This is a genomic window from Nonomuraea sp. NPDC049152 (assembly GCF_040648355.1).
GTDB lineage: Bacteria > Actinomycetota > Actinomycetes > Streptosporangiales > Streptosporangiaceae > Nonomuraea.
In genome coordinates this window covers 43466-65692 of record NZ_JBEZDO010000016.1, presented here as the reverse complement: position 1 = coordinate 65692, position 22227 = coordinate 43466, and the positions used below count along the sequence as shown (strand labels likewise).

The window sequence follows — 22227 nt, the reverse complement described above, 5'->3', positions numbered from 1 at the left end:
CCGGGCTCACCTCGAGGGCTCAGAACTTGACGCCGATCGTGGTGAAGAACCAGAACGACGAGGTCAGCCACAGACCGACCAGAGCCACGAACACCGCGCCTCCCAGCACCGGCAGGCTCCAGCCCGGCAGCCCCTTCCGCGGCAGCGCCAGCATCTTCGAGGCGAACACCCCGTAGAAGAAGCACCCGAGGAACGAGTGCACCAGCACCCTGGGCACGTCGTACTGGAGCCCGAGCGCGTACAGGCAGTGGAAGGCGACAGGGACGGTGAGCAGGAACGCCACCCTCCCCGACCACCTGTGCACCCACGCGGGGATGGCGACCCCGAGCTTGCCCCACATCGAAAGCGCCGAGACCACCTGCACGATCGCCAGCAGGAACGCCCCCGTCGTCAGCCAGGCCTTCATCGCCAGGGCCCCCGAGAACCCGGCGGGTCCGACCGCGAAGCCGGTGGGCGTGTGCAGGCGTCCGTACACGCCGAGCGCGACCATGACCAGGGCGCCGACCAGCAGCGGCACCAGCAGGCCCGCGGCCGTGCGCTTCTCCACCACGATGGTCATGGCATCTCCTCGATGAACGCGTCGACGTCCTTGGGGGTGACGGTGTCGCCGTCGATGGTGACGCGCGAACCCGGTGTGATCGTGGGCACGGGCACCGGCTGGCCGTTCTTGACCATGGCCCCGACCTGGATGAACCCGTTGCCGTCTCGGCGGGGCAGGACGATCCACCCGGCCCGGTAGCGCGCGCCGCGCACCTGCGCGGTCGCCCGGTAGAGGCCTGAGGGCTTCTTGACCGTGGGTGCGGTGAAGTTCCAGGTCTTACCACTGATGGCCAGCTCGCCCTTCGCCTTGCCGCCGCCCACGACGGCCGTGAGGCTGGCGTCGCCGAAGCCCTTCAGGGCGATCTGGCCGTCGGTCGCCTTTCCCGCGAACCAGGCCTCGGTCCTGCCGTCACAGAAGTAGCCGACGGCCTTGCCGTTCCGGATGGAGACGGCGACGAGCCCGCCGTTGCCCCGCACCCGGCCCGCGTAGTCGGCCTTCACGGCCGCTCGCGGCGGGGACTTCGTGGGCGAGAGGGCCGCTGACGCGGTCGGTGTGGAGGTCGCCTCGGCGACCGGTACGGAGGTGGCGGTGGCGGCGGTCTGGTCCACTGGCGCCGCGATGGTGCTGGCCACACCCAATCCCGCGGCGAGCGCGGCGCCCGCCGCCAGGGTGATGAACGGCCCCAGCCTTGACATGAGTGCTCCCCAAGTTCGGATGTCTCCCCCGAGAATCCGCCTTATCCGCCCCCTTGTCTGTGAACTTATGCGCATCCGCCCGGACAGAATGAAGGGATGCACGACAACCAGCCGCCGGTTCCTTACGGCCCGCAGCCGCCCATCGGCCCGCAGCCGTCGTACGGCCCGCAGCCGCCGTACGGCGCGCAGTACCAACCAGGGCCTTACCCGCAGGGCCAATACGGCATGCAGCCCGCCAAACAGCCGTGGTTCTTGCCCGCGCCCAGGGGCACCGGGTACGACCACCTGGCGAGGAACCCGCTGAACGCCTGGTGGCGGCAGGTCGTCGGCACGCTGGTCGTGGCGCTGGCCTTCTTCGGGATGGCCTTCTTCGTGGTGCTGGCCGGGATGATCGTGGCGGGGATCATCGGCATGCCGATGCCGTTGACGGGGCAGCAGCTGTTCGGCGACCCGGTGTTCGGACTCGCGGTGACGCTGCTGTCGATCGCCGCGGTGCTTCCGATCGTGTTCGGGGTGGCGGCGCTGTTCCAGCGCAGGCCGCCGGGCACGCTCTCGTCGGTCGTGGGACGCATCCGATGGGGATGGCTGGCGCAGTGCGCGGGCATCGGCGTGGTGGCGCTGCTGCTCGGCCAGGGGGCGCTCTGGGTGGCCTACGTCCTCACCGGCGAGGACACCTCGGAACTGCTCGGGTGGAAGGGGTGGGCGACGTTCCTGCCCGCGCTCGTGGTGATCGTGCTGCTGGTGCCGTTCCAGGCGGCGGCGGAGGAGTACGTCTTTCGCGGCTGGCTCCTGCAGGCCTTCGGCGCCTACATCCGGTCGCCGTGGCCCGGGATCGTGCTCGGTTCCGCCGGTTTCGCGGCGCTGCACGCCTACACCGACTGGGGCATCCTCGACGTGTTCAGCTTCGGGGTCCTCATGGGCTGGCTGGCGGTGAAGACCGGCGGGCTGGAGGCGGCGATCGCCATGCACGTGGTGAACAACACACTGGCCTTCGGGCTCAGCGCGGCGGCAGGTGACCTCGATGAGGCCATGCAGCAGGGGGCGGTGCCGTGGCAGTCGTTGGTGGGGACCGCGGTGCAGCTGTCGGTGTTCGCCGTCGGGGTGCTGTGGCTGGCGAGAAAGCGGGCGATCAGCACCGTTTCTCCATAAAGCGCGCAGGGGTTCCATGAATCTCGCTAGAGAGGTCTCGCCATCGCGGCGCGGGCGTGTTGGTCTGGATTCTGTGGAGGCGTGCACAGGTGATCATTTCGGTGGACGGGGTAGAAGTACCGGCGTGCGTCTCCCGAAATAGGCGTACATAACTGGAACGGTCCGGACATTTCCGACTAGGAGGTGCGTCGCGTGGCCTCGGGCCCCAGCGATCCGCGCTCACCACGGCGACCGCCGGACGACGGTCCGCGCGCTCCAGAGCCTCGCTCACCCGAGGACGCGGCGCACAAGGAGGGCGAGCCGCGTCCCCCTGGCGGATCGGGTACGCCGGAGGAGCCCAGAATCAGGCACGCGCCCCCAGGGCCGAGGGACGACCACACGCGCGGAGTGCCTGTCGCCTCGCCGTGGGGGATGCCGCCGTTCGCCTCGCCCACGCCTGAGGACGACGAGGGCGAGGGCGAGGCCGCCGCCTGGCCGAAGGGGCGCAGGCCGTACAGCTCACCGGCCGCGCCGCACGAGACCAGGCCGCAGGAGAGCGAGCCGCGCCGCCCCCGCAGGACCGTGCACCCCGACAAACTGGTCGCGTCGGGCCCACCCCGCCCCCAGCCACCCCACCCCGAACCCGCCACCCAACCCCCGAACACCTCGCCACCGAGCACTTCGCCACCGAGCACCGAACCCCCGAGCGCCCAGCCCCCGGGGACCGATCCGAGCGCCCAACGCTCGGGCGCCGCGCCAGAGACGCGCGCCGAGGAGGGCGGGGAGCCGACCGCGCGCGACCGCGACCGGGCCGAGCGGGACAGGGCGACCGCGCCGCATCCTCGCCCGCCGGGGGTCAGGACGGGCCCGCCCAAGGCCCGCGTCGAGCCGTACAGGACATCCTCGCCGCGGCACGAGCCGACGAACCCCGAGGTCCACGAGGAGCCGCAGGAGGTCCACCGCGGTCGGCGGGACGGAGACGGAGCACACACGCCGCGCATCCCCGTGCGCGCCGAGATCCCCACCGAGCCCGAACGCGTCCCCGGCGAAATCCCCACAGAGTCCGGACGCGGTGCCGCGGGGTCCGGGAGTGTCGCCGCGGATCCGGGACGCGGTACCGGGGGATTCGAGCCCGGGGAGTCCGGACACGGCGCCGGGGGGGTCGAGCGCGGCTCCGAGGAGTCCGAGCGTGTCGCCGGCGAGGATCAGGGCGCGGGAGAGCCCGTTCGCAGGGTCGGGCGGCCGCCGGGGGGTCGCCCGACCCGGCCCGACCTTCTCGTCGCCTCCGGCCCGACCCCGCCGGGCGGCGCGGCGGGCAGGCACCACCGGGGCCCCGCGCCCTCCGCGATCCGCAGGTCGAGCCCGGTCAGGCGGCGCCGCCCCATCGGCCCCTACCTGATCGTGATCACCCTCGCCCTGACCGTGGCCGCAGGCGTGATCCTCTGGCAGCTGTGGAACGTGGGCCAGCAGGGCCTCCGCCTGGCCGCGGGCTCCAGCCGTTCGGGCGACGAGCTGTTCGTGGTCCCCGCGGCGGGCGACGGCTCCAACCAGAAGCTCAACGACCTGGTCGCCGTGGGCAAGGCCGTGGTGGCGGTCGGCAGCGACACCACCAGCCCCGTCCCGCGCCCGCTGTTCCTCTTCTCCCCTGACAGCGGCGCCACCTGGCAGCTCGCCAACGTCACCGGTTCCACGACCACCACCGTCCAGCGGGTCGTCGGCGCGAACGGCGGCTGGCTCGCCTTCGGGCAGGACGGGATGGGCGACGAGCGGGGCCTGTGGACGAGCGCCGACGGATCGACGTGGACGGCCGTCGAGCAGAGCGGCCTGCGGGCGTTCAGGCAGGGCGACCTCATCCACGACATCGCCAGGACCACGTCGGGCTTCGTCGCCGTCGGCCGTACGGTCCTGCAGGACGGCACCTCGGGCCCCGTCGCGTGGCACTCGCCCGACGGCCGCGTGTGGACGCGGGTCGACAGCCGCGACATCGGCACGCCCGACAAGGTCCGCGAGTTCAAGACCGTCGTGGCCAGGGAGGACCAGGTCGTCGTCCTCGCCCAGCCCGCCCAGGGCGGCGGTTCGGTCGTCATGCGGTCGACGGACGGCGGGCGCACCTGGGTTCGCACCGCCACCCAGCTGCCCGACGTCGCGCCCAGGCAGGGCACGCTCGCCGTGCTCCCTCAGCGCTTCGTGCTGATCCCGACCAGGCAGCGCGACCCCAAGGGCGACGTGTACGTCTACTGCTCGCCCACCGGCGCGGAGTGGACCAGGTGCGGCTCGATCGGCGGGCTCGGCGCGCAGAGCACGGGCGTCAACGCGGTCGTCGCCCACACCGGGGGCCTGGCCGCCGTGAGCCAGTCGGGCCTCGACAGCTACACCGTCTACACCAGCGCCGACGCCGACAAGTGGACCAAACGGGCCGACCTCGGCAGCATGCCGGGCGCGACCGTGCGCGGGCTGACCATGGCCGACTCGGGCACGCTGGTCGTCGGCGGCGACCAGGCCGCCGCCGACGTCGACAACCAGCTCGTGCTGATGACCTCCAAGGACGGCGACCAGGCCGCGAAGGTACCGCTGGCCGAGATCAAGGGCCTGACCAGGGTCGCGCGCGAGACCGCCAGAGTGGCGGCGGCCGACGGCCGGTTCGTCGCGGTCGGCTCGGCCTCTGGCGACGCGGGCATCTGGACCAGTACGAACGCCGTCGACTGGAAGTCCGTCACGCTCGGCGCCCCCCGTCAGCAGGAGCTCACCGACCTCGCGCACGGACGCAGGGGCTGGCTGGCCGTCGGCACCACCATGCCGGACGCCTCCTCCACCGAGCCGTTACTCGTCGGCTCCGCGGACGGCCGCTCGTGGAAGAAGATCGACGGGCCCGCCCGCGCCGACGGCCAGCCGTACCTGGCGATGCAGTCGGTGGCCGCGGGCGAGGACGGCTACGTGATCGCCGGCGAGGACCGATCGACCTCCGGTACGGCAGGCGCCGCGCTCTGGTACACGACCGACCTGCGCAAGTTCAGCCGCGTGGCGAAGCTGCCGCGTGATGGCGCGGGCGTCCGCATCCACGACGTCGCCGCCGGCCAGAGCGCCTACGTCGCGGTGGGCGGTTCGGGCAGCGCCGAGCGTGAGAGCGGCGTCGTCTGGATCTCCGCCGACGGCCTCACGTGGAAGGCGCGCGAGCGCCTCCTCCCGCCCAGCGCCACCTCCGCGGGCCTGCGCCAGGTCGTCTGGTACGGCGAGCGGATCGTCGCCATGGGCACCGCGCAGGTGTCGGGCTCCCGCAAGGCGTTCGCCGCCGTGTCCGACGACGAGGGTGTGACGTGGAGCTACTCCTGGCTCCCTGCCGAGCAGGCCGCCGCGGTCCACGACCTGGCCTCCGCGCCCCAGGGGCTGGTGGCGGTGGGCTGGCACGGCGCTCCGGGCAGCGGCGACAGCGCGGCCTGGACCTCGGAGGACGGGCTGTCCTGGAACCGCCAGGACCTGACCAGGGACAAGCTGGGCGGCGAGGGCGCGCAGTGGCTCGGGGCCGTCACGGTCTCCGGCGCGAACGTGGTGGCGCTCGGCCGTTCGACGACCTACAACTCCGACCACCTCATCCTCTGGACGTCCACGCTGTCGTCGGACCGGTGACCCGCGACGTCACGGCGGCAGGACGTCCCACGCCAGGAGGGCGGCGAGCAGGCCGTCGGTCAGCGGCAGGTCGTCCAGCTCCGCGCGCGAGCACCAGCGCACGGCCGCCGCGTCGTCGCCGGGCGCGAGCGACCCCGAGACCACCGTGGCCAGGTAGTCGCGGATCACGTAGACGACCCCGCCGGGCCCAGGCCGCTCGACCGCGCCCGCCAGCGCCCCGACCGCCACCACCAGGCCCGTCTCCTCCGTGACCTCCCTGCGGACCGCGTCCTCGTCGCTCTCGCCTGCCTCGACCCTGCCCCCTGGGACCGACCACAGCCCCTCGCCGGGCGGGTGTCCGCGCCTGATCAGCAGCAGTTCGCCCGAGCCCGCGACGATGATCGCGCCCACACAATTTACGCGCACATGGCCAAGATTACGGCGGCATAACGAGCTCCGCCCTTGACGGATCGGTGCTCGGCGACGCACCGTGAGTAGCTGTGAGAGCGGCACCAACCTGTCCACGATGCTTTGGCCCGCTTCATGCCCCGAGCGCGTGGTCGAGCGCGTGGCGCTGTGGCGCGCATGGCGATGTCCTGCCCTTCCAGTCGCTGCAGCCATCCGACGCGGCCCGCGATTCCGTGCGGCAGAGCTCGGTCGTCCCTGTGTGGCTGCCGTGGCCGCTCCCGCCCGGCTGGCTGGTGACGGGGTTCGGCCTGGCGGGCGACGAGCGCACGGGTGCACGAGCAAGCCTGGTCGCGCTGACGGGCCCCTCGGTCACGCACGGGCCCGCCGACATGGTCGTCATCGCCGAGGAGCCCGGCGTGGGCCTCGGCGCGACCTTCGCAGGCCTCGACGGCCCCGATCCCGGCGGCGGTTTCGGCGAAGGCCCGCCCAACGCCAAGATCGACGTGCTCGGGCATCCGACCGCGCTGTGGTGCGTCCGCGCGCCCGACGACAGGGCCGTCTACGCGGGCGAGGCGCTCGGCAACTGGCTCTGGACCATCGTGTGGCCGGCCGACGCAGGATGCTTCATCGTCCTTGACCAGCTGACCCTGCGTGACATGCGCGAACACGACCAGGACTTCGACCTGCCCTTCGGCGCCTTCACACCGAGGCTCGAAGGTTAAGCTCGTGCCCTGTCCCCCTTCGCTGCTTTGGGGGGACAGTGTTCGACGTCAGGTTCTTCGTCGAGGCGTTCGTCACGATGTTCGTCATCATGGACCCGCCCGGCGTCATCCCGCTCTTCCTCGCCTACACCGGCGGGCGCACCCCGGCCGAACGCAGGCGCATCGCGACGCAGGCTGCGGTCACGGCGTTCTGCCTGATCGTGGTGTTCGCGGTCTTCGGCCAGGTCATCCTGCGGTACCTGCACGTCGAGGTGCCCGCCATGCAGATCGCCGGCGGGCTGCTCCTGCTGCTGGTCGCCCTCGAGCTGTTGCGTGGGACGACGGAGCCGCAGGCGGGCACGGTGAAGTCGAACGTCAACGTGGCGCTGGTGCCCCTCGGGACCCCCCTGCTGGCCGGGCCCGGAGCCATCGTGGCCACGATCGTCTTCGCGCAGCAGGCGGAGACGGTGAAGGGCGGCATCGTGGCGCTGGGGCTGGCGATCGCGACGGTGCACGTGGTGCTGTGGTTGTTCATGCGGTTCTCGGTGACCATCATCCGGGTGATCAAGGAGAACGGGGTCGAGCTGGTCACCAGGATCGCGGGCCTGCTGCTGGCGGCGCTGGCCGTCCAGCTCATCATCACCGCCATCCGTTCCCTCGTCGCCTGACCCCGCGCCAACGGCGCGGCGCACGAGAGCCCAGCCGCCACGGGAGGGACGGGACGTCCGTCCGGCCAACCGCGCACAAGACGGGATCCGAGCCCCGGTTGACGATAGGGTGGCAATGTGGGAGCGCGTATCGAGCGAGTCGTGACCGAGGGCGCCGTCGAGATCGACGGCACCGAGTACAAGGTCGAGAACAACACCTGGATCGTGGGCGACGACGAGGAGGTCATCGTCATCGACCCGGCGCGTGACGCCGAGAAGATCCTGGACCAGATCGGCGAGCGGGAGGTGCTCGCCGTCATCTGCACGCACGGCCTTCCCGACCACGTCGGCGCGGCCATCGAGGTGGCCAGCAGGGACGAGTCGGTGATCGCCCTGCACCCCAAGGACAAGCCGATCTGGCGTGAGACCTGGTCGGAGACCTGGCCCGACATCGAGATGGAGGACGAGGGCGTGTTCGGCGTCGGCGACGTCCGTCTCGAGGTGCTGGAGACCCCCGGCATCACGATGGGCGGCGTCTGCCTCTACTCCGAGGAGCTGGAGGCCGTCTTCACGGGCAAGTCGCTGCAGGCCGATGGTCCCGGCAAGCTCGGCGGTGAATACCCCGCGCTGGCCGACCAGCTGACCTCGATCGGCGGCCGGCTGTTCACGCTGTCCGCCGCGACCAGGGTGCTGCCCAACCAGGGCGAGGAGAGCACGATCGGCGACCTGGAGCCGCACTTCGACGACTGGGTGTCGGGGTCGCTGACCCGAGAGACGCCCCCTGAGGGCCCGCTGACCGACGGCACGGGCGCCGCGGGGATCAAGCTGAACCTGGGCGACCAGTAGGTGCTGGAGCAGCTCCCTCTTGAGGGCATGCCGCGGCGGCTCTATTCGTGCACGCCGTCGCGGCTGAACTCATGGCTCGACTGCCGCAGGCGCTACAGGTTCTCCTATCTCGACCGGCCACAGCCGCCCAAGGGGCCCGCGTGGGCCCACAACAGCATGGGCGCGAGCGTGCACAACGCGCTCGCCGCGTGGTGGCGGGAGCCGTACGCACGCAGGACTCCCGCGATGGCGGCGATCCTGCTGACCAACGGGTGGATCTCCGAGGGGTTCAGGGACGCCGAGCAGTCCACGCAGTGGCGTGATCACGCTCGCGGCATGGTCTCGGGGTACGTCGAGACGCTCGACCCCTCCGACGAGCCCGTCGGCGTCGAGCGCACGGTGGCCACGCGGACGAAGGCCATCGCCGTCTCCGGGCGTATCGACAGGCTCGACCGGCGCGGCGACGAGCTGGTGGTGGTCGACTACAAGACGGGCCGGCGCCCGCTGACCGAGGACGACGCCCGCGGCTCGCTCGCCCTGGCGATCTACGCGATCGCCGCCTCGCGTGTCCTGCGCACCCCGTGCACCACAGTCGAGCTGCATCACCTGCCGACCGGTGAGATCGTCGAATGGGAGCACACCGACGAGTCGCTCGGCCGCCACCTGGCCAGGGCCGAGGAGGTCGCGCTGGAGGCCGGTGAGGCCGACGAGCGCTACCGGGCGGGCGAGAAGGACGACCCTTTCCCGCCGAGTCCAGGCCCCCTGTGCTCGTGGTGCGACTTCCGGCGCCACTGTCCAGAGGGTCGCACGGCGGCACCCGACAAACTCCCCTGGGACGCCCTCGCCTGAACTCCTGAGGCTGTCACTCGTCGTACAGGTGGTAGTGGGTCACGCGGGGTTCCTTCTCCAGCAGGTAGGCGTCGTCGAAGTCGTAGTACTTCGCGACGGTGACGTCGTCGCCCGCGAACGCGGTGATGGACCCCTCGCTGTCCCAGAACGTCAGCGTGAGGAAGTGCGCGACCCCTTCGGCCTCACGGTGCAGCACGTAGGCGCCCTGATTGCCGGGACTCGACCGGTAGTCGGGGATCGCGACCTCGCGCATCAGCTTGAGGTAGTCGCCGGACTTGTCGAGCGGCGTGACGCCGTGCCAGATTCGAGCGATCATCAGGTTCCCTCCGTCTGCTCATGGGTTGAGTACCCGGTTCAGGAGGGACGGGCTCGTTCGTCAGGCCGCCAGGCCTCCCGGCCATCGGCGGGGGTCGGTGAGGCCCTTGAGCCCCTTGCTCACGTCGTAGCCGGCCTTCGCCAGGCGCTCGCGGGAGGCGGCGAGCATCTGCCTGGTCGGCTCGGAGAAGGCCAGGTCGTGGACGTGCTCGGGCAGCGAGTTGGCCCCCAGCCTGAACGCCTTCAGCGCGGCCGTGACCGTCGCGCGCGGCACCTCCGGCAGCGTGCCGTACATCCTCCTGGCCCAGCCGGGCAGCGAGTAGTAGCACAGCGCGCCGAACGGGAAGTAGACCGGCTTGCCGGGGGAGAGCCTGCGCAGCTCCTGCGGCAGCCGCGGCCACAGCAGGAACCGCACGGTGGCCGCCGACTCGTCGATGACCCTCAGCTGGGGCCGCATCTCCTCGAAGTAGGCGGCCATCTCGGCCTGCGAGCCAGGCACGTCGTCCACATGCAGGCCGACGTAGGTGGCGCTCTTGCGTTGCTCGTAGAGGTAACGGTCGGCCTGCCGGTCGGTCAGCCCGAGCCCGCCGCGCCTGGCCACCTCCAGGTAGGACGACACCTCCGCGCAGTGCACCCACCGCAGCAGCTCGGGGTCGTCGACCCGGTGTGTCCTGCCGCCGTCGCTGATGCGCAGCGCCCGGTGGATGCCGCGCACTCTGCGCCCGATCTCGTCGGCCTCCTGCGGGCTGCCGAACGTGACCCTTCCCACGAAGTCCGCGGTACGGCGGAGCCGCCCGAACGGGTCGTCCTGGAAGTTGGAGTTCTGCCAGACGCCACGCATCGCCAGCGGGTGGAGCGCCTGGAGCATGAGGCCGCGCACGCCGCCCACCCACATCGAGCGGTCGAGGTGTACCAGCCACGTCACAGCCTGCGGCGGCTGGACGACGATCTCTTCGATGCTCGCCATAGTAAGTAAATAATTACACGGCTGGGCGCCGAATGGCCTCCGCCTCGTTCCAGAATCTCGTCAGAGCCGCCGCGGTCGTCTCCGGCGCCTCGACGGCGGGGGAGTGGACGGCCCCCGGCACCACCACGATCTCGGCGCCGAGCCTGGCGGCCATCTCGGCCTGCACGCTGGGCGGCCAGCCGTCGTCGTGCTCGCCGAACAGGACGAGGGTCGGCACCTCGATCTGGGTGAGCTCCTCGGTGCGGTCGGGCTGGTCGAGCACCTGCTGCGCCATCGTCGTCAGCGCCGTCGGGTTGTTGGCGAACAGCCGCTTGCGCAGGAACGCCACGATCTCGTCGGGCACGCCGCCGACGAGCGCCTCGGGCTCGTAGCGGGTGGTCCACAGGTGTTCGAGGCCCAGCTCGGGCAGCTCGCGGATGATCACCCTGCCGACCCGTTCGCGTGGGCCCACGATGCCCGACGGGCCCGAGCTCATCAACGTGAAAGAGGCGAACTTGGTGCGCCCGTCGATCGCCGCCTCCCTGGTGACCAGCCCGCCGAAGGAGTGGCCGACGAGATGGACGGGGCCGCCGTCGCCGACGGCCATCGCGATCATGTCGACGTCGTTGCCGAGCGCGGGGCAGGTGTAGGCGGTGGCGTCGTCGGGGCCTGGCGTCTCGTACTGTCCCCGCATGTCGATCGCGACGACCTTGCGGTTGGCGGTGGCCAGGGTCTGCAGGATGGCGATGAAGTCTTCCTTGCTGCCGGTGAGGCCCGGCACCAGCAGCGCGGGCAGCCGCTCGATGACGCCGCTGATCGGAGTGGCCTCCAAGGCGGCGAACGGGCCTTGGGGCGTGTCGATCTGCACAGGGGTCACCCCGGGCGGCAGGGACAGGAAGCGCGGCGTACTCACGTAAGGCAACAATACCCAGAGGACAGGGTGGGAACACCGCGAAACGGTTCACTTACCCAGCTTGACGTGCCCAAAGGCACTCACAGAAGCGCCCCCGCGCCGGTCGGTGGGGCGCTGGTGGCTTGGCGGGGCGGTGAGCCGGGTCGCCGATGTCAGAGGCCTGCGGGGGAATCCAGGTGGGGGCCGGTGGCTTGGCAGGGCCGAAAGGGGTGTCGACGGCCCCGGTGAGGGGCACCGTCGCGCCGGGCGGGGACGTCGAGGGCTGGGGCGCTCGTGGGAGCGCCCCAGCCCGTTGGGACGTCAGCGGCGGCGAGGTCCGCCCGAGCCGCCACCGGTGCCACGCGGGCGACGCCGCTGCTGCTGGCGCTCGGTCGCGGCGGAGGGGGCGATCTCGTCATCGTCGGTCGCCAGGTCGGGCGACTGGAAGATGACCGTGAACGCGTTCGGCGGCACGATCCGCTCGGGCTCCCTGCGGACAGGGGGCGGCGGCGGGGTGGTGAGGAAGCTCGGCTCCTCGACGGGAAGCGGCGCGGACTGCGGCTCGGTCACCGAGGCGAGCGCTCCTTCCAGCGCCTCCGAGGAGGCGCCCCTGCGGGCCCTGGTCCGCCTGGAGGGCTGGTCGGCCGCGGCCTCGACCTCTTCAGCGGAGATGATGGCGGGCGTGTCGTCGTTCCTGCGGGAGCGCCTGCGCATGGGCTTCTCCTCTGGCGCGATCGTCGATGCGGTGCTCTCGGCGTCCTCGATCAGGCCGGTCCCGAGCGATTCGGCCGGTGTGAAGGCCGCGGCGGAGGCGACGGCCTCCGAAGCGACCCCAGTCGAGACGTACCCCTCCGAAGCGACCTCCTTAGCGGCCGACCCGTTCGAGGACGCCCTCTTGGAAGCCGATCCCTTCGAGGCCGCCCTGTTGGAGGTCGACCTGTTCGAGACGGGCCCGTCCGAGGTCGATCCGTCCGAGGTGGGCCCGTCCGAGGTCGATCCGTTCGAGGCGGGTCCGTTCGAGGTGATCTCGTCTGTCACGGGTCCCGTCGAGACGAGCTCGTCCGAGCCGGCCTCGGCGGCGCGGCCGCCGCGGGTGCGGCGACGCTGGCGCGGCGTGCGGGCGGGGCGAGACTCGCGCTCCTCCCTGTCCTTACGGCCACGCGAACGCGACCGCCCGGTCTCGCCGAGGTCCTCCAGCTCCTCCGCCGCCAGGCCCGCCCTGGAGCGCGCGGCGCGCGGCAGCACGCCCTTGGTGCCCTCGGGGATGGCCAACTCGGCGTAGACGTGCGGCGAGGTGGAGTAGCTCTCCTCGGGCTCGGCGAAGTCGAGGCCGAGCATGTTGTTGATCATCTTCCAGCGGGTCAGTTCCTCCCACTCGACGAAGGTGACCGAGATGCCGGTGCGCCCGGCCCTGCCCGTGCGCCCGACGCGGTGCACGTAGGTCTTGTCGTCGGTGGGGGCGTCGTAGTTGACCACGTGGGTGACGTCGTCGATGTCGATGCCGCGCGCCGCCACGTCGGTGGCGACCAGCACGTCGATCTTGCCGTTGCGGAAGGCGCGAAGTGCCTGCTCGCGTTGGCTCTGCCCGAGGTCGCCGTGGACGGCCGCCACCGCGAAGCCGCGGGTGTCGAGCTGCTCGGCGACCATGTCGCAGGCGCGCTTGGTCTCGCAGAAGACCATGGTCAGACCGCGGCCGTCGGCCTGCAGCAGGCGGGACAAGATCTCGATCTTGTCCATCCTGTGGACGCGCCAGACGAGCTGGCGCACCTGCGGCGTGGTCTCTCCCTCGCCGCTCTCCATCTCGGCGCGCACGTGGGTGGGCCGGTTGAGGTACTTGCGCGACAGCGCGACGATCTCGCCCGGCATCGTCGCGGAGAACAGCATCGTCTGCCGCTCGGCGGGGATGAGCTTGAAGATCCGCTCGATGTCGGGCAGGAAGCCGAGGTCGAGCATGCGGTCGGCCTCGTCGAGGACGAGCATGGTGACCTGGGAGAGGTCGAGGTGCTTCTGCTTGACGAGGTCGAGCAGGCGGCCGGGGGTGCCGACGATGACGTCGACGCCCGCCTTCAGCGCTTCGACCTGCGGCTCGTAGGCGCGCCCGCCGTACACGGTGAGCACGCGGGAGCCGAGCTTGCCCGCGGCGGTGACCAGGTCCTCGGAGACCTGGACGGCCAGCTCACGGGTCGGCACGACGACCAGGCCGCGCGGCTTCTTGCGGTTCTTGCGCGGCTTGCCGATGCTCTGCAGCATCGCGATGCCGAACGCGTAGGTCTTTCCCGTCCCCGTGCGGGCCTGACCGATGAGGTCCTGCCCCGCGAGGGCGAGTGGGAGTGCCATTTCCTGGATCGGAAACGGCTCGGTGATGCCCTCGGTCTCGAGGGCGTCGGCGATCTCTGGTGTGACTCCGAGGTCTCGGAAAGTCGTCAGCGTGGCCTGCCTCAGTCTCAAATGAAGGCGGGCCTGCCGGGACCATCGGGCGGAATTAATCCCCGTGCCTGGGTCCTCGCGGTAGAGCCAGCCCTCTCGCGTCATCAGCGACCGCAGGCCCGGAAGTGGGGGTTAGCGGGAGCGAATCTCCCGGATTAACACAGTGCGGTCGCACTTTCACAGAGCAGTGTACTCGATAGCACAACGCGGACCGAGATTCATTATGTTCCCGAAGTACGCTGCCTCCATGACAGATTCCCCGGGTGTCGTCGATCTCCTTGGCGTGCTGGCATACGCCGAGCTCACCGCCTTCCTCCGGCTGGCCGAGGACGCGGGCCATCTGGCCCCCACGCTGACGGACAGGGCGGTGCTGGGCGAACTGGCGGTGGCCGAGTACGCCCACTTCCAGCTCCTGCGCGACAAACTGGTCTCGCTCGGGGCCGACCCCGACAAGGCGATGTCGCCGTTCGTGGACGCCCTGGACGACTGGCACACGAACACCGCGCCTGGCGACTGGCTGGAGGCGCTGGTCAAGGCGTATGTCGGCACGGGGATCGCGCTCGACTTCTACCGCGAGGCGGCCAGGCATCTCGATCCGTCCATCGCCGACCTCGTCGACGAGGTGCTGGTCGACCAGGGCCGTTCGGCGTTCGCGGTGGAGCGGGTGCGGGCGGCGGTCGAGGCCGACCCGGCGCTGGCGGGACGGCTGGCGCTGTGGGCGCGGCGGCTGGTCGGCGAGGCGCTCAGCCAGGGCCAGCGGGTCGCGGCGGCCCGGCCCGAGCTGGCCCAGCTGCTGGTGGAGGCGGTGCCGGACGATCAGGCGGAGATCTCCAGGCTGTTCGCGAGGCTGACCGAGGAGCACGGCAAGCGGATGGCGGCTCTCGGCATCTGAGGGGTCGGGTTTATCCGGTCTGCGCATCGAGCGGCGCGAGCGCGCGGACGGTTGTACCGTGCCAGGTATGAGGGCCTCGCGCCGCTACAGCAGTTCCTTGACCAGATGTGGGCCGAATCGCTGGGCCACGCGCGCCGTACTGCGGAGGGGGAGCGCGGGCTGCCCGACCGGAGAGCCGAGGCGGGAGCACGTCCCTCGGCGCCGACGTCCGGGAAGATGCCTGATCGGCCCGGACAACCCCTGCCGTTGACGGCGGGACAGGCAAACCAGGGGGACGGCGCGCGACGCCGTACCCCTGGGCCGGAACCCGTCCTACAGCGTGCCGCCGAAGCCGACAGGCCTGTTCTCGTCCTCGCCGATCTCGATGAACCCGATCGAGGCGACCGGCACGACGACGCGCCTGCCCTTGACGTCGCTGATGGCGAAGACGCCCTTGTCGGCTGCCAGTGCCTGCCGGATCTCCTCCTCGATCTGGTCGGCCGACAGGTCGGTCTCCACAACGATTTCGCGGTGTACAGACCGTACGCCGATCTTGATTTCCATCGTGCTCCCTCTTGAGACGGGGCTAGCTCATCCCATCGTCACCCGTCTCCGTCAAGAAGGGGGCATTGATCGCGCCGAGCGAACGCCGTTATGCCGTACGCGGAAAACCGCTGATGCCACGCCAGGCGAGCCTGGCCATGAGTTGTTCGGCGGCGTCCTTGGGGATGGATCCGTGCTGGGTGATCCAGTAGCGGGCGCTGACCTCGGCCATGCCGACCAGGCCGACGCCGAGCAGGTGCGCCTCCTCGCTGGAGCAGCCGGTGTCCTCCTGGATCACCTGGCTGACCATTTCGGCGCATTCGCGCAGCGACCGCTCGACGCGCTGCCGTACGGGGGCGACGTTGCGCAGGTCGGACTCGAAGACCAGCCGGAAGGCCTCGCCCTGGCTGGAGACGAAGTCGAAGAAGGCGCGGAAGGTGGCCTGCACGCGGAGTTTGTTCTCGTGGGTGGAGGCGAGCGCGTCACGCACCCTGCTGACCATGTCGTCGACGTGGAGGTCGAGCAGGGCGAGGTAGAGCTCGAGCTTGCCGGGGAAGTGCTGGTAGAGCACGGGCTTGCTGACCCCGGCGCGGTCGGCGATCTCGTCCATGGCCGCCGCGTGGTAGCCGTTCTCCACGAACACTTCCTGCGCGGCGTTCAGGAGCTGGCGCCTGCGGGCGAGTCGGGGCAGCCGGGTGCCCCGGGGCTTGGCGTCCGGGGTTGCTGTCACGCGGGTCTCCTAGGGGACGGATGCTCTGTGCCCGCACATCCTACGCGCGGGTAACCAGGTCAGCGGTAGTCATCGTCATCGTCGTCGCCGACCGTGCGGTCCTGTTCGAAGGCGTCGGCCGGGTCCACGTCGATAGGGAGCTCCTGGCGGACGGCTTCGCCGGGCGTCCTGAGCCGTTCGGCCGCGTCGGCCGGATCGACCTCGATAGGGAGCTCCTGGCTGATGGTCTCCCCCTCGCCGAGCGTCCTGAGCTGTTCGGCCGCGTCGGCCTCGGGCACCTCGACGGACAGCTCGGCGTCGTTATGCGACATTCCATCCCCCTGTCGTAGCCGGACGGGTTCCACCTTACGCCTGGCCGAACAGGTCGCCATGATCCTCCACCCTGGCCAGTACGTCGGGCGCGGTGAACACCAGTTCCTCGGGGTTCTCGCAGTCCTCGACCTCCTCCCAGAGCAGCGGCGTCGAGACCGTCGGGCGGGAGTTGGCGCGCAGCGAGTAGGGCGCAATGGTGGTCTTGGCGGGGTTGTTCTGGCTCCAGTCGATGAAGACCTTGCCCGGCCTGAGCTTCTTGGCCATCACGCTGACGACCTGGCGGGGGTGCTCCTTCTCCAGGCGTTGGGCGAGTTCGCGGGCGTAGCCGGATGGTTCGACCCTGTTGTCCCATGGGGCGTAGAGCTGCATGCCCTTGTTGCCGCTCGTCTTCGGCCACGCGGCGAGGCCGTCCTCTGCCAGGACGTCGCGGATGAGCGCGGCGACCCTGCAGCAGTCGACGACGGTGGCGGGCGGCCCCGGGTCCAGGTCGAGCACCAGCAGGTCGGGCGGCAGCGCCGTGCCGTCCTTGCCGACCTTCCACTGCGGGACGTGCAGTTCGAGCGCGGCGAGGTTGGCGTAGTAGGCGAGGGAAGGGAGGTCGTCGATGATCGCGAAGTCGATGGTCTCGCGGTTCTTGGTACTGCCGGGAACCGGGAGCGTCGCCCTGCGCAGCCACGAGGGCGTGTGCTGGGGCGCGTTCTTCTCGAAGAAGAAGGCGCCGTCGACGCCGTTGGGATAGCGCTTGACCGTCAGCGGCCTGTCCCGCAGGTGAGGGAGGAGGACGGGGGCGATCCTGCTGTAATAGTCGATGACCTCGGCCTTGGTGAAGCCGACCTCGGGGTAGAGCACCTTGTCCAGGTTGCTGAGCGTCAGCTGGCGTCCGTCGACCTTGACGGGAACCTTCACAGCCTCACCTCTGCCGGTACCTTGTCGGCCCTGAGGCCGCGCCACACGGGATGTCTCAGCCTGCGGTCGTCGGTCCACATCGTGTAGGCCACCTCCCCGACCAGCTCGGGTCTAACCCACCTGTTGCGCCCCGTCACCTCGTCGGAGAACGGGCTGCGGGGCACTTCGAGCGGTTCGAGCAGCGCCAGCAGGTGAGCGAGCGCCGCGTCGGTGAACCCGGTGCCCGCGTGGCCGACGTAGGAGAAACCCTCGTCGGTGAACATCCCGAGCAGCAGCGACCCGATGCCGCCCGCGCGCCGCCCCTTGCCGGGTTTCCAGCCGCCGATCACGACCTCGGTGGTGGCCTGGTGCTTCACCTTGATCCACGACGGCGAGCGCGTCCCCGCCCTGTACGGCGAGTCGAGCCGCTTGGCGATCACGCCTTCGAGCCCCTGCTCCAGCGTGGCGGCCATCAGGTCGGAGTCGCCGGGGAAGAAGGGCGGCGCGCCGATGTCCAGCTCGTCGAGTAACGCCCTCCTGTCCCTGTACGGCAGGTCGAACAGCGGCCGACCGCCCAAATACAGCAGGTCGAAGGGTAAGTAGGTGATCGGCACCCGGTGCACGAGCGAAGGGCTCGGGTCGCTGAGGTGCATGCGCCGCTGTAATCGGGAGAACCAGGGCCGCCCGTCGGTACCGAGCGCCACGACCTCGCCGTCGATGATCGCGTGGTCGAGCCCGAAGCCCGCCGCGGCCGCGCACACCTCGGGGTACCTGCGCGTGTAGTCGGCTCCGTGCCTGCCCGACACCCTGCACGCGCCCGCTTCCAGGTGGATGAGCGCCCTGATGCCGTCCCACTTCACCTCCAGCCCGTACTGCTCGCGATCGGCCGGAAGGCGCCCGGGTACGGCCAGCATCGGTTCGACTGGATATGGCATCGGATCGCCCATGACGGGTATGTGCCCATGAGGTGAGCCCGCTATTTCTCTTGGAGTGCCCATGCGCAGCATCTGGAAGGGTGCGATCTCCTTCGGGCTGGTCACGATCCCGGTCAAGCTCTACTCGGCGACGGAGCAGAAGGACGTCACCTTCCACCAGGTGCACCGCGAGGACGGCGGCAGGATCCGCTACAAGCGCGTGTGCACGGTCGACGGCGAGGAGGTGCCCTACTCCGACATCGCCAAGGGATACGAGCTGGCCACGGGCGAGATCGTCGTGCTCACTGACGAGGACTTCGAGGATCTGCCGCTGACCACCTCGCGGCGGATCGACGTGCTGCAGTTCACGCCCGCCGACCAGATCGACCCGATCTACTTCGCCAAGTCCTACTACCTGGAGCCCGACGCGCAGGGCTCCAAGCCGTACGTGCTGCTGCGGAACGCGCTGGAGAGCTCGGGGCAGGTGGCGGTGGTCAAGGTGGCGCTGCGGCAGCGGGAGTCGCTGGCCACGCTGAGGGTGCGCGACGGGGTGTTCGTCCTGGAGACGATGCTGTGGCCCGACGAGATCCGCAAGCCCGACTTCGGCTTCCTCGAGGAGGACACAGAGGTCAGGCCGCAGGAGCTGAAGATGGCCGAGTCGCTGATCACCACGATGGTGGCCGACTTCGACCCCGCCGAGTACCACGACGCCTACCGCGAGGCGCTGCAGCAGGTGATCGAGGCGAAGGTGGCGGGCAAGGAGGTCATCGCCGCTCCCGAGGGTGAGGAGGAGGCCGGTCCCGCCGTCGACCTCATGGCCGCGCTGCGGGCCAGCGTGGAGGCGGCGAAGAAGGAGCGCGGCGCCTCGGAGAAGAAGGAGCCGAAGAAGAAGGCCCGCAAGTCGGCCTAGCGTCGCCCGTCACCCGTGTCCGCTTTGCGGTAACCCATGCGACAAGCGGGTTATCGTCGAGGAAACGGAAGGGGGACGAGCGGTGACAGAACCCATCGCACACTGGCCGGGCAGGATGGTCGGTGACGTGCACGTGCGCTCGACGCCTGAGGGCGGCGCCGACCAGGCGGTCTTCGTGCACGGCCTGGCAGGCTCGGCCACCAACTGGACCGACCTGATGGGCGAGCTGCGCGATCTGGTCACGGGTCACGCCATCGATCTGCCCGGCGCCGGCTACTCGCCCGCGCCACCCGATGGCGACTACAGCGTCTCCGCCCACGCCAGAGCGGTGATCGGCCTCCTGGAGCGGACAGGTCCCGCCCATCTGTTCGGCAACTCGCTCGGCGGGGCCGTCTGCGTCACCGCCGCGGCCGCCCGCCCTGACCTGGTGCGGTCGCTCACGCTCGTCTCGCCCGCGCTGCCCGACCTCGTCCCCAGGTACGGCCCGGCCCGCGTGGCCGCCTCCGCCGCCCCCGGGCTGGGGGAGTGGGTGGCGGACAGGCTCCGCTTCCTGCCCGCCGAGCAGCGCATCAACGCGAGCCTGGCCATGTGTTACGCCGACGTGTCCGTCGTCCATCCCGCCAGGATCCGCGACGCGGTCGAGGAGCTGCGCAGGCGCGACGGCCTGCCGTACGCGGGAAGGGCGTTGATCGGCTCGGCGCGCGGCATCGTCGCGGAGTACTTCAGGCGCGGCGAGCAGAACCTGTGGCGCCAGGCGGCCAGGGTGACCGCGCCCACGCTGATCATCCACGGCCGCAGGGACAGGCTCGTACGGCCGGCCACCGCGCGAAGGGCACTCACGTCGTTCCCGCAGGCCAGGCTCGTTCTGCTGCGGAACGCAGGCCATGTCGCCCAGATGGAGGTGCCCGAGGCGGTAGCCGCTGAGGCTCGCCGTCTGATCCTTGAGACGCGATTGGGGAATGCCCCACTCCCGAGCTAGGTTTCACTGAAGATAGGACCCCTAATCGGGAGCGTAGAACTGTGTCGTTGCCACCTCTGGTCGAGCCGGCCGCCGAGCTGACCGTCGATGAAGTGCGCCGCTACTCGCGCCACCTGATCATTCCCGACGTGGGCATGGCCGGGCAGAAGCGGCTGAAGAACGCCAAGGTGCTGTGTGTGGGCGCGGGAGGCCTCGGCTCGCCCGCGCTGATGTACCTCGCGGCCGCGGGCGTCGGCACGCTGGGCATCATCGACTTCGACGTCGTCGACGAGTCCAACCTCCAGCGCCAGATCATCCATGGCCAGTCCGACGTGGGCAGGCCCAAGGCGGAGAGCGCGGCGGCGACGGTCCGTGAGATCAACCCGCTGGTCGAGGTCGTCATCCACAACACGGCGCTGTCGACCGAGAACGTGATGGAGATCTTCTCCGGCTACGACCTCATCGTCGACGGCACCGACAACTTCGCCACGCGGTACATGGTCAACGACGCGGCTGTGCTGCTGGGCAAGCCGTACGTCTGGGGCTCGATCTACCGCTTCGACGGCCAGGCGAGCGTGTTCTGGGCCGAGCACGGCCCCTGCTACCGCTGCCTCTACCCCGAGCCCCCGCCTCCCGGCATGGTGCCCTCGTGCGCCGAGGGCGGCGTGCTCGGCGTGCTGTGCGCGTCGATCGGCTCCATCCAGGTCAACGAGGCCATCAAGCTGCTCACGGGCATCGGCGACCCGCTCGTCGGGCGGCTGATGATCTACGACGCCCTGGAGATGAAGTACCGCGACGTCAAGGTCCGCAAGGACCCCGAGTGCGTGCTGTGCGGCAAGAACCCGACGGTCACCGAGCTGCTCGAGGACTACGAGGCGTTCTGCGGCTCGATCTCCGACGAGGCGGCCGAGGCGGCCTCGGGCTCGACGATCACCGCGCAGGAGCTCAAGGCGATGCAGGACAACGAGGAGAACATCTTCCTCATCGACGTCCGCGAGCCCAACGAGTACGAGATCGTCTCCATCCCCGGCGCGACGCTGATCCCGAAGGGTGAGTTCCTGAACGGCTCGGCGCTGGAGAAGCTGCCGCAGGACAAGCGCATCGTCCTCCACTGCAAGTCGGGCGCCCGCTCGGCCGAGGCGCTGGCGGTCGTGAAGAACGCCGGCTTCTCCGACGCGGTGCACGTCGGCGGCGGCGTGTTGAGCTGGATCAAGACCGTCGACCCCAGCCTTCCCACGTACTAGCGACCAGGCCACGACACATCGGGGACGCCGCGGAGCGGTGTCCCCGATGTGTCGTGTCAACAGGCGGCAAAGCCCGTCCAACACGCTTTCCTGTCCGCCGAGTACTTTCCGACGCGGTTGAGGGGATGTCGTTAGGCGCTCCGCATTAAGGTCGAGTTGTGAGCAACGGACGAGCATGGCCGCCACTGGTCGTGACGTCCGCGTTGGCGCTGATCTGCGCAATCACCGCGGGCGTGGCGGCCAGCGCGTCCGGCGCGGAGCTCACCAGGGGGCCCACGCAGGCGGAGCTGGAGAGCGCCGCCAAGCGTGAGGTCGCCGAACGGTGGCGCACCTGGCCGGCCGGCAAGATCTTCCCCGCCACTCTCGCCTACGTCGCCGAGCAGGGCGGCGCGGAGAAGGCCCGACGCGTGGGGATCTCCACCTCGACCGCCTGCGCGGGCGCGGTGGACAGGAAGGCGGCGGCCACGCTGCGCAGAATGGGATGCAGGGCCGTGCTGCGGGCGACCTACCTCGACGAGTTGCAGGGCGTGGTCGTGACCGTGGGCGTGATCGCCCTGCCCGACGAACTGCGTGCCGTACGGGCCAAGAAGGCCTTTCCTATCGCCGGCAGGTCGGTGCCGGGACTGCGGCCCGTGGCGTTCGAGGGGACGGTCACCGACAGGTTCACCCCGCAGGGCCGCCAGGCGGGCTCGGTACGGCAGGCCGGCCCCTACGTCGTGCTGACGACCGCCGGCCAGGTGGACGGCAGGCCCGCGCGAGCCGTCGGAGGGCAGCGGCCCGCGGTGTTCGCCTTCGCCGCCGACCTCGGCGAACGCGTCCTGATCGAGCTGAGCACGCCACGCATGCCCGAGTGCGGATCCACGGCGTGGCGATGCTGAGGCGG

At 70.5% G+C, this 22227-nt stretch carries 23 protein-coding genes; 11 read left to right on the top strand and 12 right to left on the bottom strand.

Going from position 1 to position 22227, the window contains the following annotated elements; all coding sequences use genetic code 11:
• Positions 1-19: 19 nt before the first annotated feature.
• Together AB0B45_RS27320 and AB0B45_RS27315 are read right to left on the bottom strand one after the other, a co-directional pair.
• Positions 20-559 (bottom strand): DUF6529 family protein, encoded by a 540-nt coding sequence (locus AB0B45_RS27320; protein WP_358135895.1) that lies wholly within the window; start codon positions 557-559, stop codon positions 20-22.
• A complete protein-coding gene (locus tag AB0B45_RS27315) occupies positions 556-1236 on the bottom strand; it encodes a hypothetical protein (RefSeq protein ID WP_358135892.1) in 681 nt (226 codons plus the stop codon). Before AB0B45_RS27315 ends, AB0B45_RS27320 begins: the two co-directional genes overlap by 4 nt.
• A 96-nt stretch (positions 1237-1332) precedes the next feature.
• On the opposite strand from AB0B45_RS27315, the gene AB0B45_RS27310 reads away from it, so the two are divergent.
• Together AB0B45_RS27310 and AB0B45_RS27305 are read left to right on the top strand one after the other, a co-directional pair.
• The gene (locus AB0B45_RS27310; RefSeq protein WP_358135890.1) at positions 1333-2385 is read left to right on the top strand and encodes a type II CAAX endopeptidase family protein; all 1053 of its coding nucleotides are present in this window, start codon (positions 1333-1335) and stop codon (positions 2383-2385) included.
• Between the two features lie 387 nt (positions 2386-2772).
• Complete coding sequence (locus tag AB0B45_RS27305) at positions 2773-5988, top strand: hypothetical protein (protein ID WP_358135888.1); 3216 nt, start codon at positions 2773-2775, stop codon at positions 5986-5988.
• Between the two features lie 9 nt (positions 5989-5997).
• Here the strand turns inward: AB0B45_RS27305 and AB0B45_RS27300 are convergent, their stop codons facing one another.
• Entirely contained in the window at positions 5998-6393 is a 396-nt protein-coding gene (locus AB0B45_RS27300; protein WP_358135885.1) for an NUDIX domain-containing protein, read from the bottom strand.
• A 74-nt stretch (positions 6394-6467) separates the two neighbouring features.
• On the opposite strand from AB0B45_RS27300, the gene AB0B45_RS27295 reads away from it, so the two are divergent.
• From AB0B45_RS27295 to AB0B45_RS27280, 4 genes are all read left to right on the top strand, one after another.
• The gene (locus AB0B45_RS27295) at positions 6468-7097 is read left to right on the top strand and encodes a DUF6758 family protein (RefSeq protein ID WP_358135882.1); all 630 of its coding nucleotides are present in this window, start codon (positions 6468-6470) and stop codon (positions 7095-7097) included.
• Between the two features lie 38 nt (positions 7098-7135).
• Complete coding sequence (locus AB0B45_RS27290; RefSeq protein WP_358135879.1) at positions 7136-7744, top strand: MarC family protein; 609 nt, start codon at positions 7136-7138, stop codon at positions 7742-7744.
• Between the two features lie 117 nt (positions 7745-7861).
• A complete protein-coding gene (locus tag AB0B45_RS27285; RefSeq protein WP_358135876.1) occupies positions 7862-8569 on the top strand; it encodes an MBL fold metallo-hydrolase in 708 nt (235 codons plus the stop codon).
• On the top strand, positions 8570-9397 hold the full coding sequence (locus AB0B45_RS27280; RefSeq protein WP_358135873.1) for a PD-(D/E)XK nuclease family protein: 828 nt from the start codon (positions 8570-8572) through the stop codon (positions 9395-9397).
• A gap of 13 nt (positions 9398-9410) precedes the next feature.
• Here the strand turns inward: AB0B45_RS27280 and AB0B45_RS27275 are convergent, their stop codons facing one another.
• The 4 genes from AB0B45_RS27275 to AB0B45_RS27260 form a co-directional block, all read right to left on the bottom strand.
• Positions 9411-9713: a hypothetical protein gene (locus AB0B45_RS27275; RefSeq protein WP_358135870.1), complete on the bottom strand. Its 303-nt coding sequence runs from the start codon at positions 9711-9713 to the stop codon at positions 9411-9413.
• Between the two features lie 60 nt (positions 9714-9773).
• The gene (locus tag AB0B45_RS27270; RefSeq protein ID WP_358135869.1) at positions 9774-10679 is read right to left on the bottom strand and encodes an oxygenase MpaB family protein; all 906 of its coding nucleotides are present in this window, start codon (positions 10677-10679) and stop codon (positions 9774-9776) included.
• Positions 10680-10692: 13 nt separating this feature from the next.
• Complete coding sequence (locus AB0B45_RS27265; protein ID WP_358135866.1) at positions 10693-11571, bottom strand: alpha/beta hydrolase; 879 nt, start codon at positions 11569-11571, stop codon at positions 10693-10695.
• Positions 11572-11871: 300 nt separating this feature from the next.
• Positions 11872-13887, bottom strand: a complete 2016-nt coding sequence (locus AB0B45_RS27260; protein WP_358135864.1) for a DEAD/DEAH box helicase — start codon at positions 13885-13887, stop codon at positions 11872-11874.
• A 337-nt stretch (positions 13888-14224) separates the two neighbouring features.
• Between AB0B45_RS27260 and AB0B45_RS27255 the strand changes: the two genes are divergently transcribed.
• Complete coding sequence (locus tag AB0B45_RS27255; RefSeq protein ID WP_358135861.1) at positions 14225-14869, top strand: ferritin-like fold-containing protein; 645 nt, start codon at positions 14225-14227, stop codon at positions 14867-14869.
• Between the two features lie 312 nt (positions 14870-15181).
• Here AB0B45_RS27255 and AB0B45_RS27250 read toward each other — a convergent pair whose 3' ends face one another.
• The 5 genes from AB0B45_RS27250 to ligD (AB0B45_RS27230) form a co-directional block, all read right to left on the bottom strand.
• Positions 15182-15412: a DUF3107 domain-containing protein gene (locus tag AB0B45_RS27250; protein WP_358135858.1), complete on the bottom strand. Its 231-nt coding sequence runs from the start codon at positions 15410-15412 to the stop codon at positions 15182-15184.
• Positions 15413-15500: 88 nt separating this feature from the next.
• Entirely contained in the window at positions 15501-16121 is a 621-nt protein-coding gene (locus AB0B45_RS27245; protein WP_358135856.1) for a TetR/AcrR family transcriptional regulator, read from the bottom strand.
• 59 nt (positions 16122-16180) lie between these two features.
• Complete coding sequence (locus AB0B45_RS27240) at positions 16181-16432, bottom strand: hypothetical protein (protein ID WP_358135853.1); 252 nt, start codon at positions 16430-16432, stop codon at positions 16181-16183.
• Between the two features lie 34 nt (positions 16433-16466).
• Entirely contained in the window at positions 16467-17339 is an 873-nt protein-coding gene (gene ligD / locus AB0B45_RS27235) for a non-homologous end-joining DNA ligase (protein WP_358135850.1), read from the bottom strand.
• Positions 17336-18232, bottom strand: a complete 897-nt coding sequence (gene ligD / locus AB0B45_RS27230) for a non-homologous end-joining DNA ligase (protein WP_358135849.1) — start codon at positions 18230-18232, stop codon at positions 17336-17338. Before ligD (AB0B45_RS27230) ends, ligD (AB0B45_RS27235) begins: the two co-directional genes overlap by 4 nt.
• An 82-nt stretch (positions 18233-18314) precedes the next feature.
• Between ligD (AB0B45_RS27230) and AB0B45_RS27225 the strand changes: the two genes are divergently transcribed.
• The 4 genes from AB0B45_RS27225 (at position 18315) to AB0B45_RS27210 (ending at position 22222) form a co-directional block, all read left to right on the top strand.
• On the top strand, positions 18315-19142 hold the full coding sequence (locus AB0B45_RS27225) for a Ku protein (RefSeq protein WP_358135847.1): 828 nt from the start codon (positions 18315-18317) through the stop codon (positions 19140-19142).
• A gap of 82 nt (positions 19143-19224) precedes the next feature.
• The gene (locus AB0B45_RS27220; protein WP_358135844.1) at positions 19225-20121 is read left to right on the top strand and encodes an alpha/beta fold hydrolase; all 897 of its coding nucleotides are present in this window, start codon (positions 19225-19227) and stop codon (positions 20119-20121) included.
• Between the two features lie 41 nt (positions 20122-20162).
• Positions 20163-21344 (top strand): adenylyltransferase/sulfurtransferase MoeZ, encoded by a 1182-nt coding sequence (moeZ, locus tag AB0B45_RS27215; protein ID WP_358135841.1) that lies wholly within the window; start codon positions 20163-20165, stop codon positions 21342-21344.
• Between the two features lie 158 nt (positions 21345-21502).
• Positions 21503-22222 (top strand): hypothetical protein, encoded by a 720-nt coding sequence (locus AB0B45_RS27210; RefSeq protein ID WP_358135838.1) that lies wholly within the window; start codon positions 21503-21505, stop codon positions 22220-22222.
• The last annotated feature ends 5 nt before the right edge of the window (positions 22223-22227 follow it).

Coding starts and splice junctions, on each gene's coding strand:
- ligD (WP_358135849.1), bottom strand. CDS start 18,232: ATGCTGGCCGTACCCGGGCGCCTTCCGGCCGATCGCGAGCAGTACGGG.
- AB0B45_RS27315 (WP_358135892.1), bottom strand. CDS start 1,236: ATGTCAAGGCTGGGGCCGTTCATCACCCTGGCGGCGGGCGCCGCGCTC.
- AB0B45_RS27270 (WP_358135869.1), bottom strand. CDS start 10,679: ATGGCGAGCATCGAAGAGATCGTCGTCCAGCCGCCGCAGGCTGTGACG.
- AB0B45_RS27320 (WP_358135895.1), bottom strand. CDS start 559: ATGACCATCGTGGTGGAGAAGCGCACGGCCGCGGGCCTGCTGGTGCCG.
- AB0B45_RS27260 (WP_358135864.1), bottom strand. CDS start 13,887: ATGGCACTCCCACTCGCCCTCGCGGGGCAGGACCTCATCGGTCAGGCC.
- AB0B45_RS27310 (WP_358135890.1), top strand. CDS start 1,333: ATGCACGACAACCAGCCGCCGGTTCCTTACGGCCCGCAGCCGCCCATC.
- AB0B45_RS27255 (WP_358135861.1), top strand. CDS start 14,225: ATGACAGATTCCCCGGGTGTCGTCGATCTCCTTGGCGTGCTGGCATAC.
- AB0B45_RS27225 (WP_358135847.1), top strand. CDS start 18,315: ATGCGCAGCATCTGGAAGGGTGCGATCTCCTTCGGGCTGGTCACGATC.
- AB0B45_RS27250 (WP_358135858.1), bottom strand. CDS start 15,412: ATGGAAATCAAGATCGGCGTACGGTCTGTACACCGCGAAATCGTTGTG.
- AB0B45_RS27240 (WP_358135853.1), bottom strand. CDS start 16,432: ATGTCGCATAACGACGCCGAGCTGTCCGTCGAGGTGCCCGAGGCCGAC.
- AB0B45_RS27275 (WP_358135870.1), bottom strand. CDS start 9,713: ATGATCGCTCGAATCTGGCACGGCGTCACGCCGCTCGACAAGTCCGGC.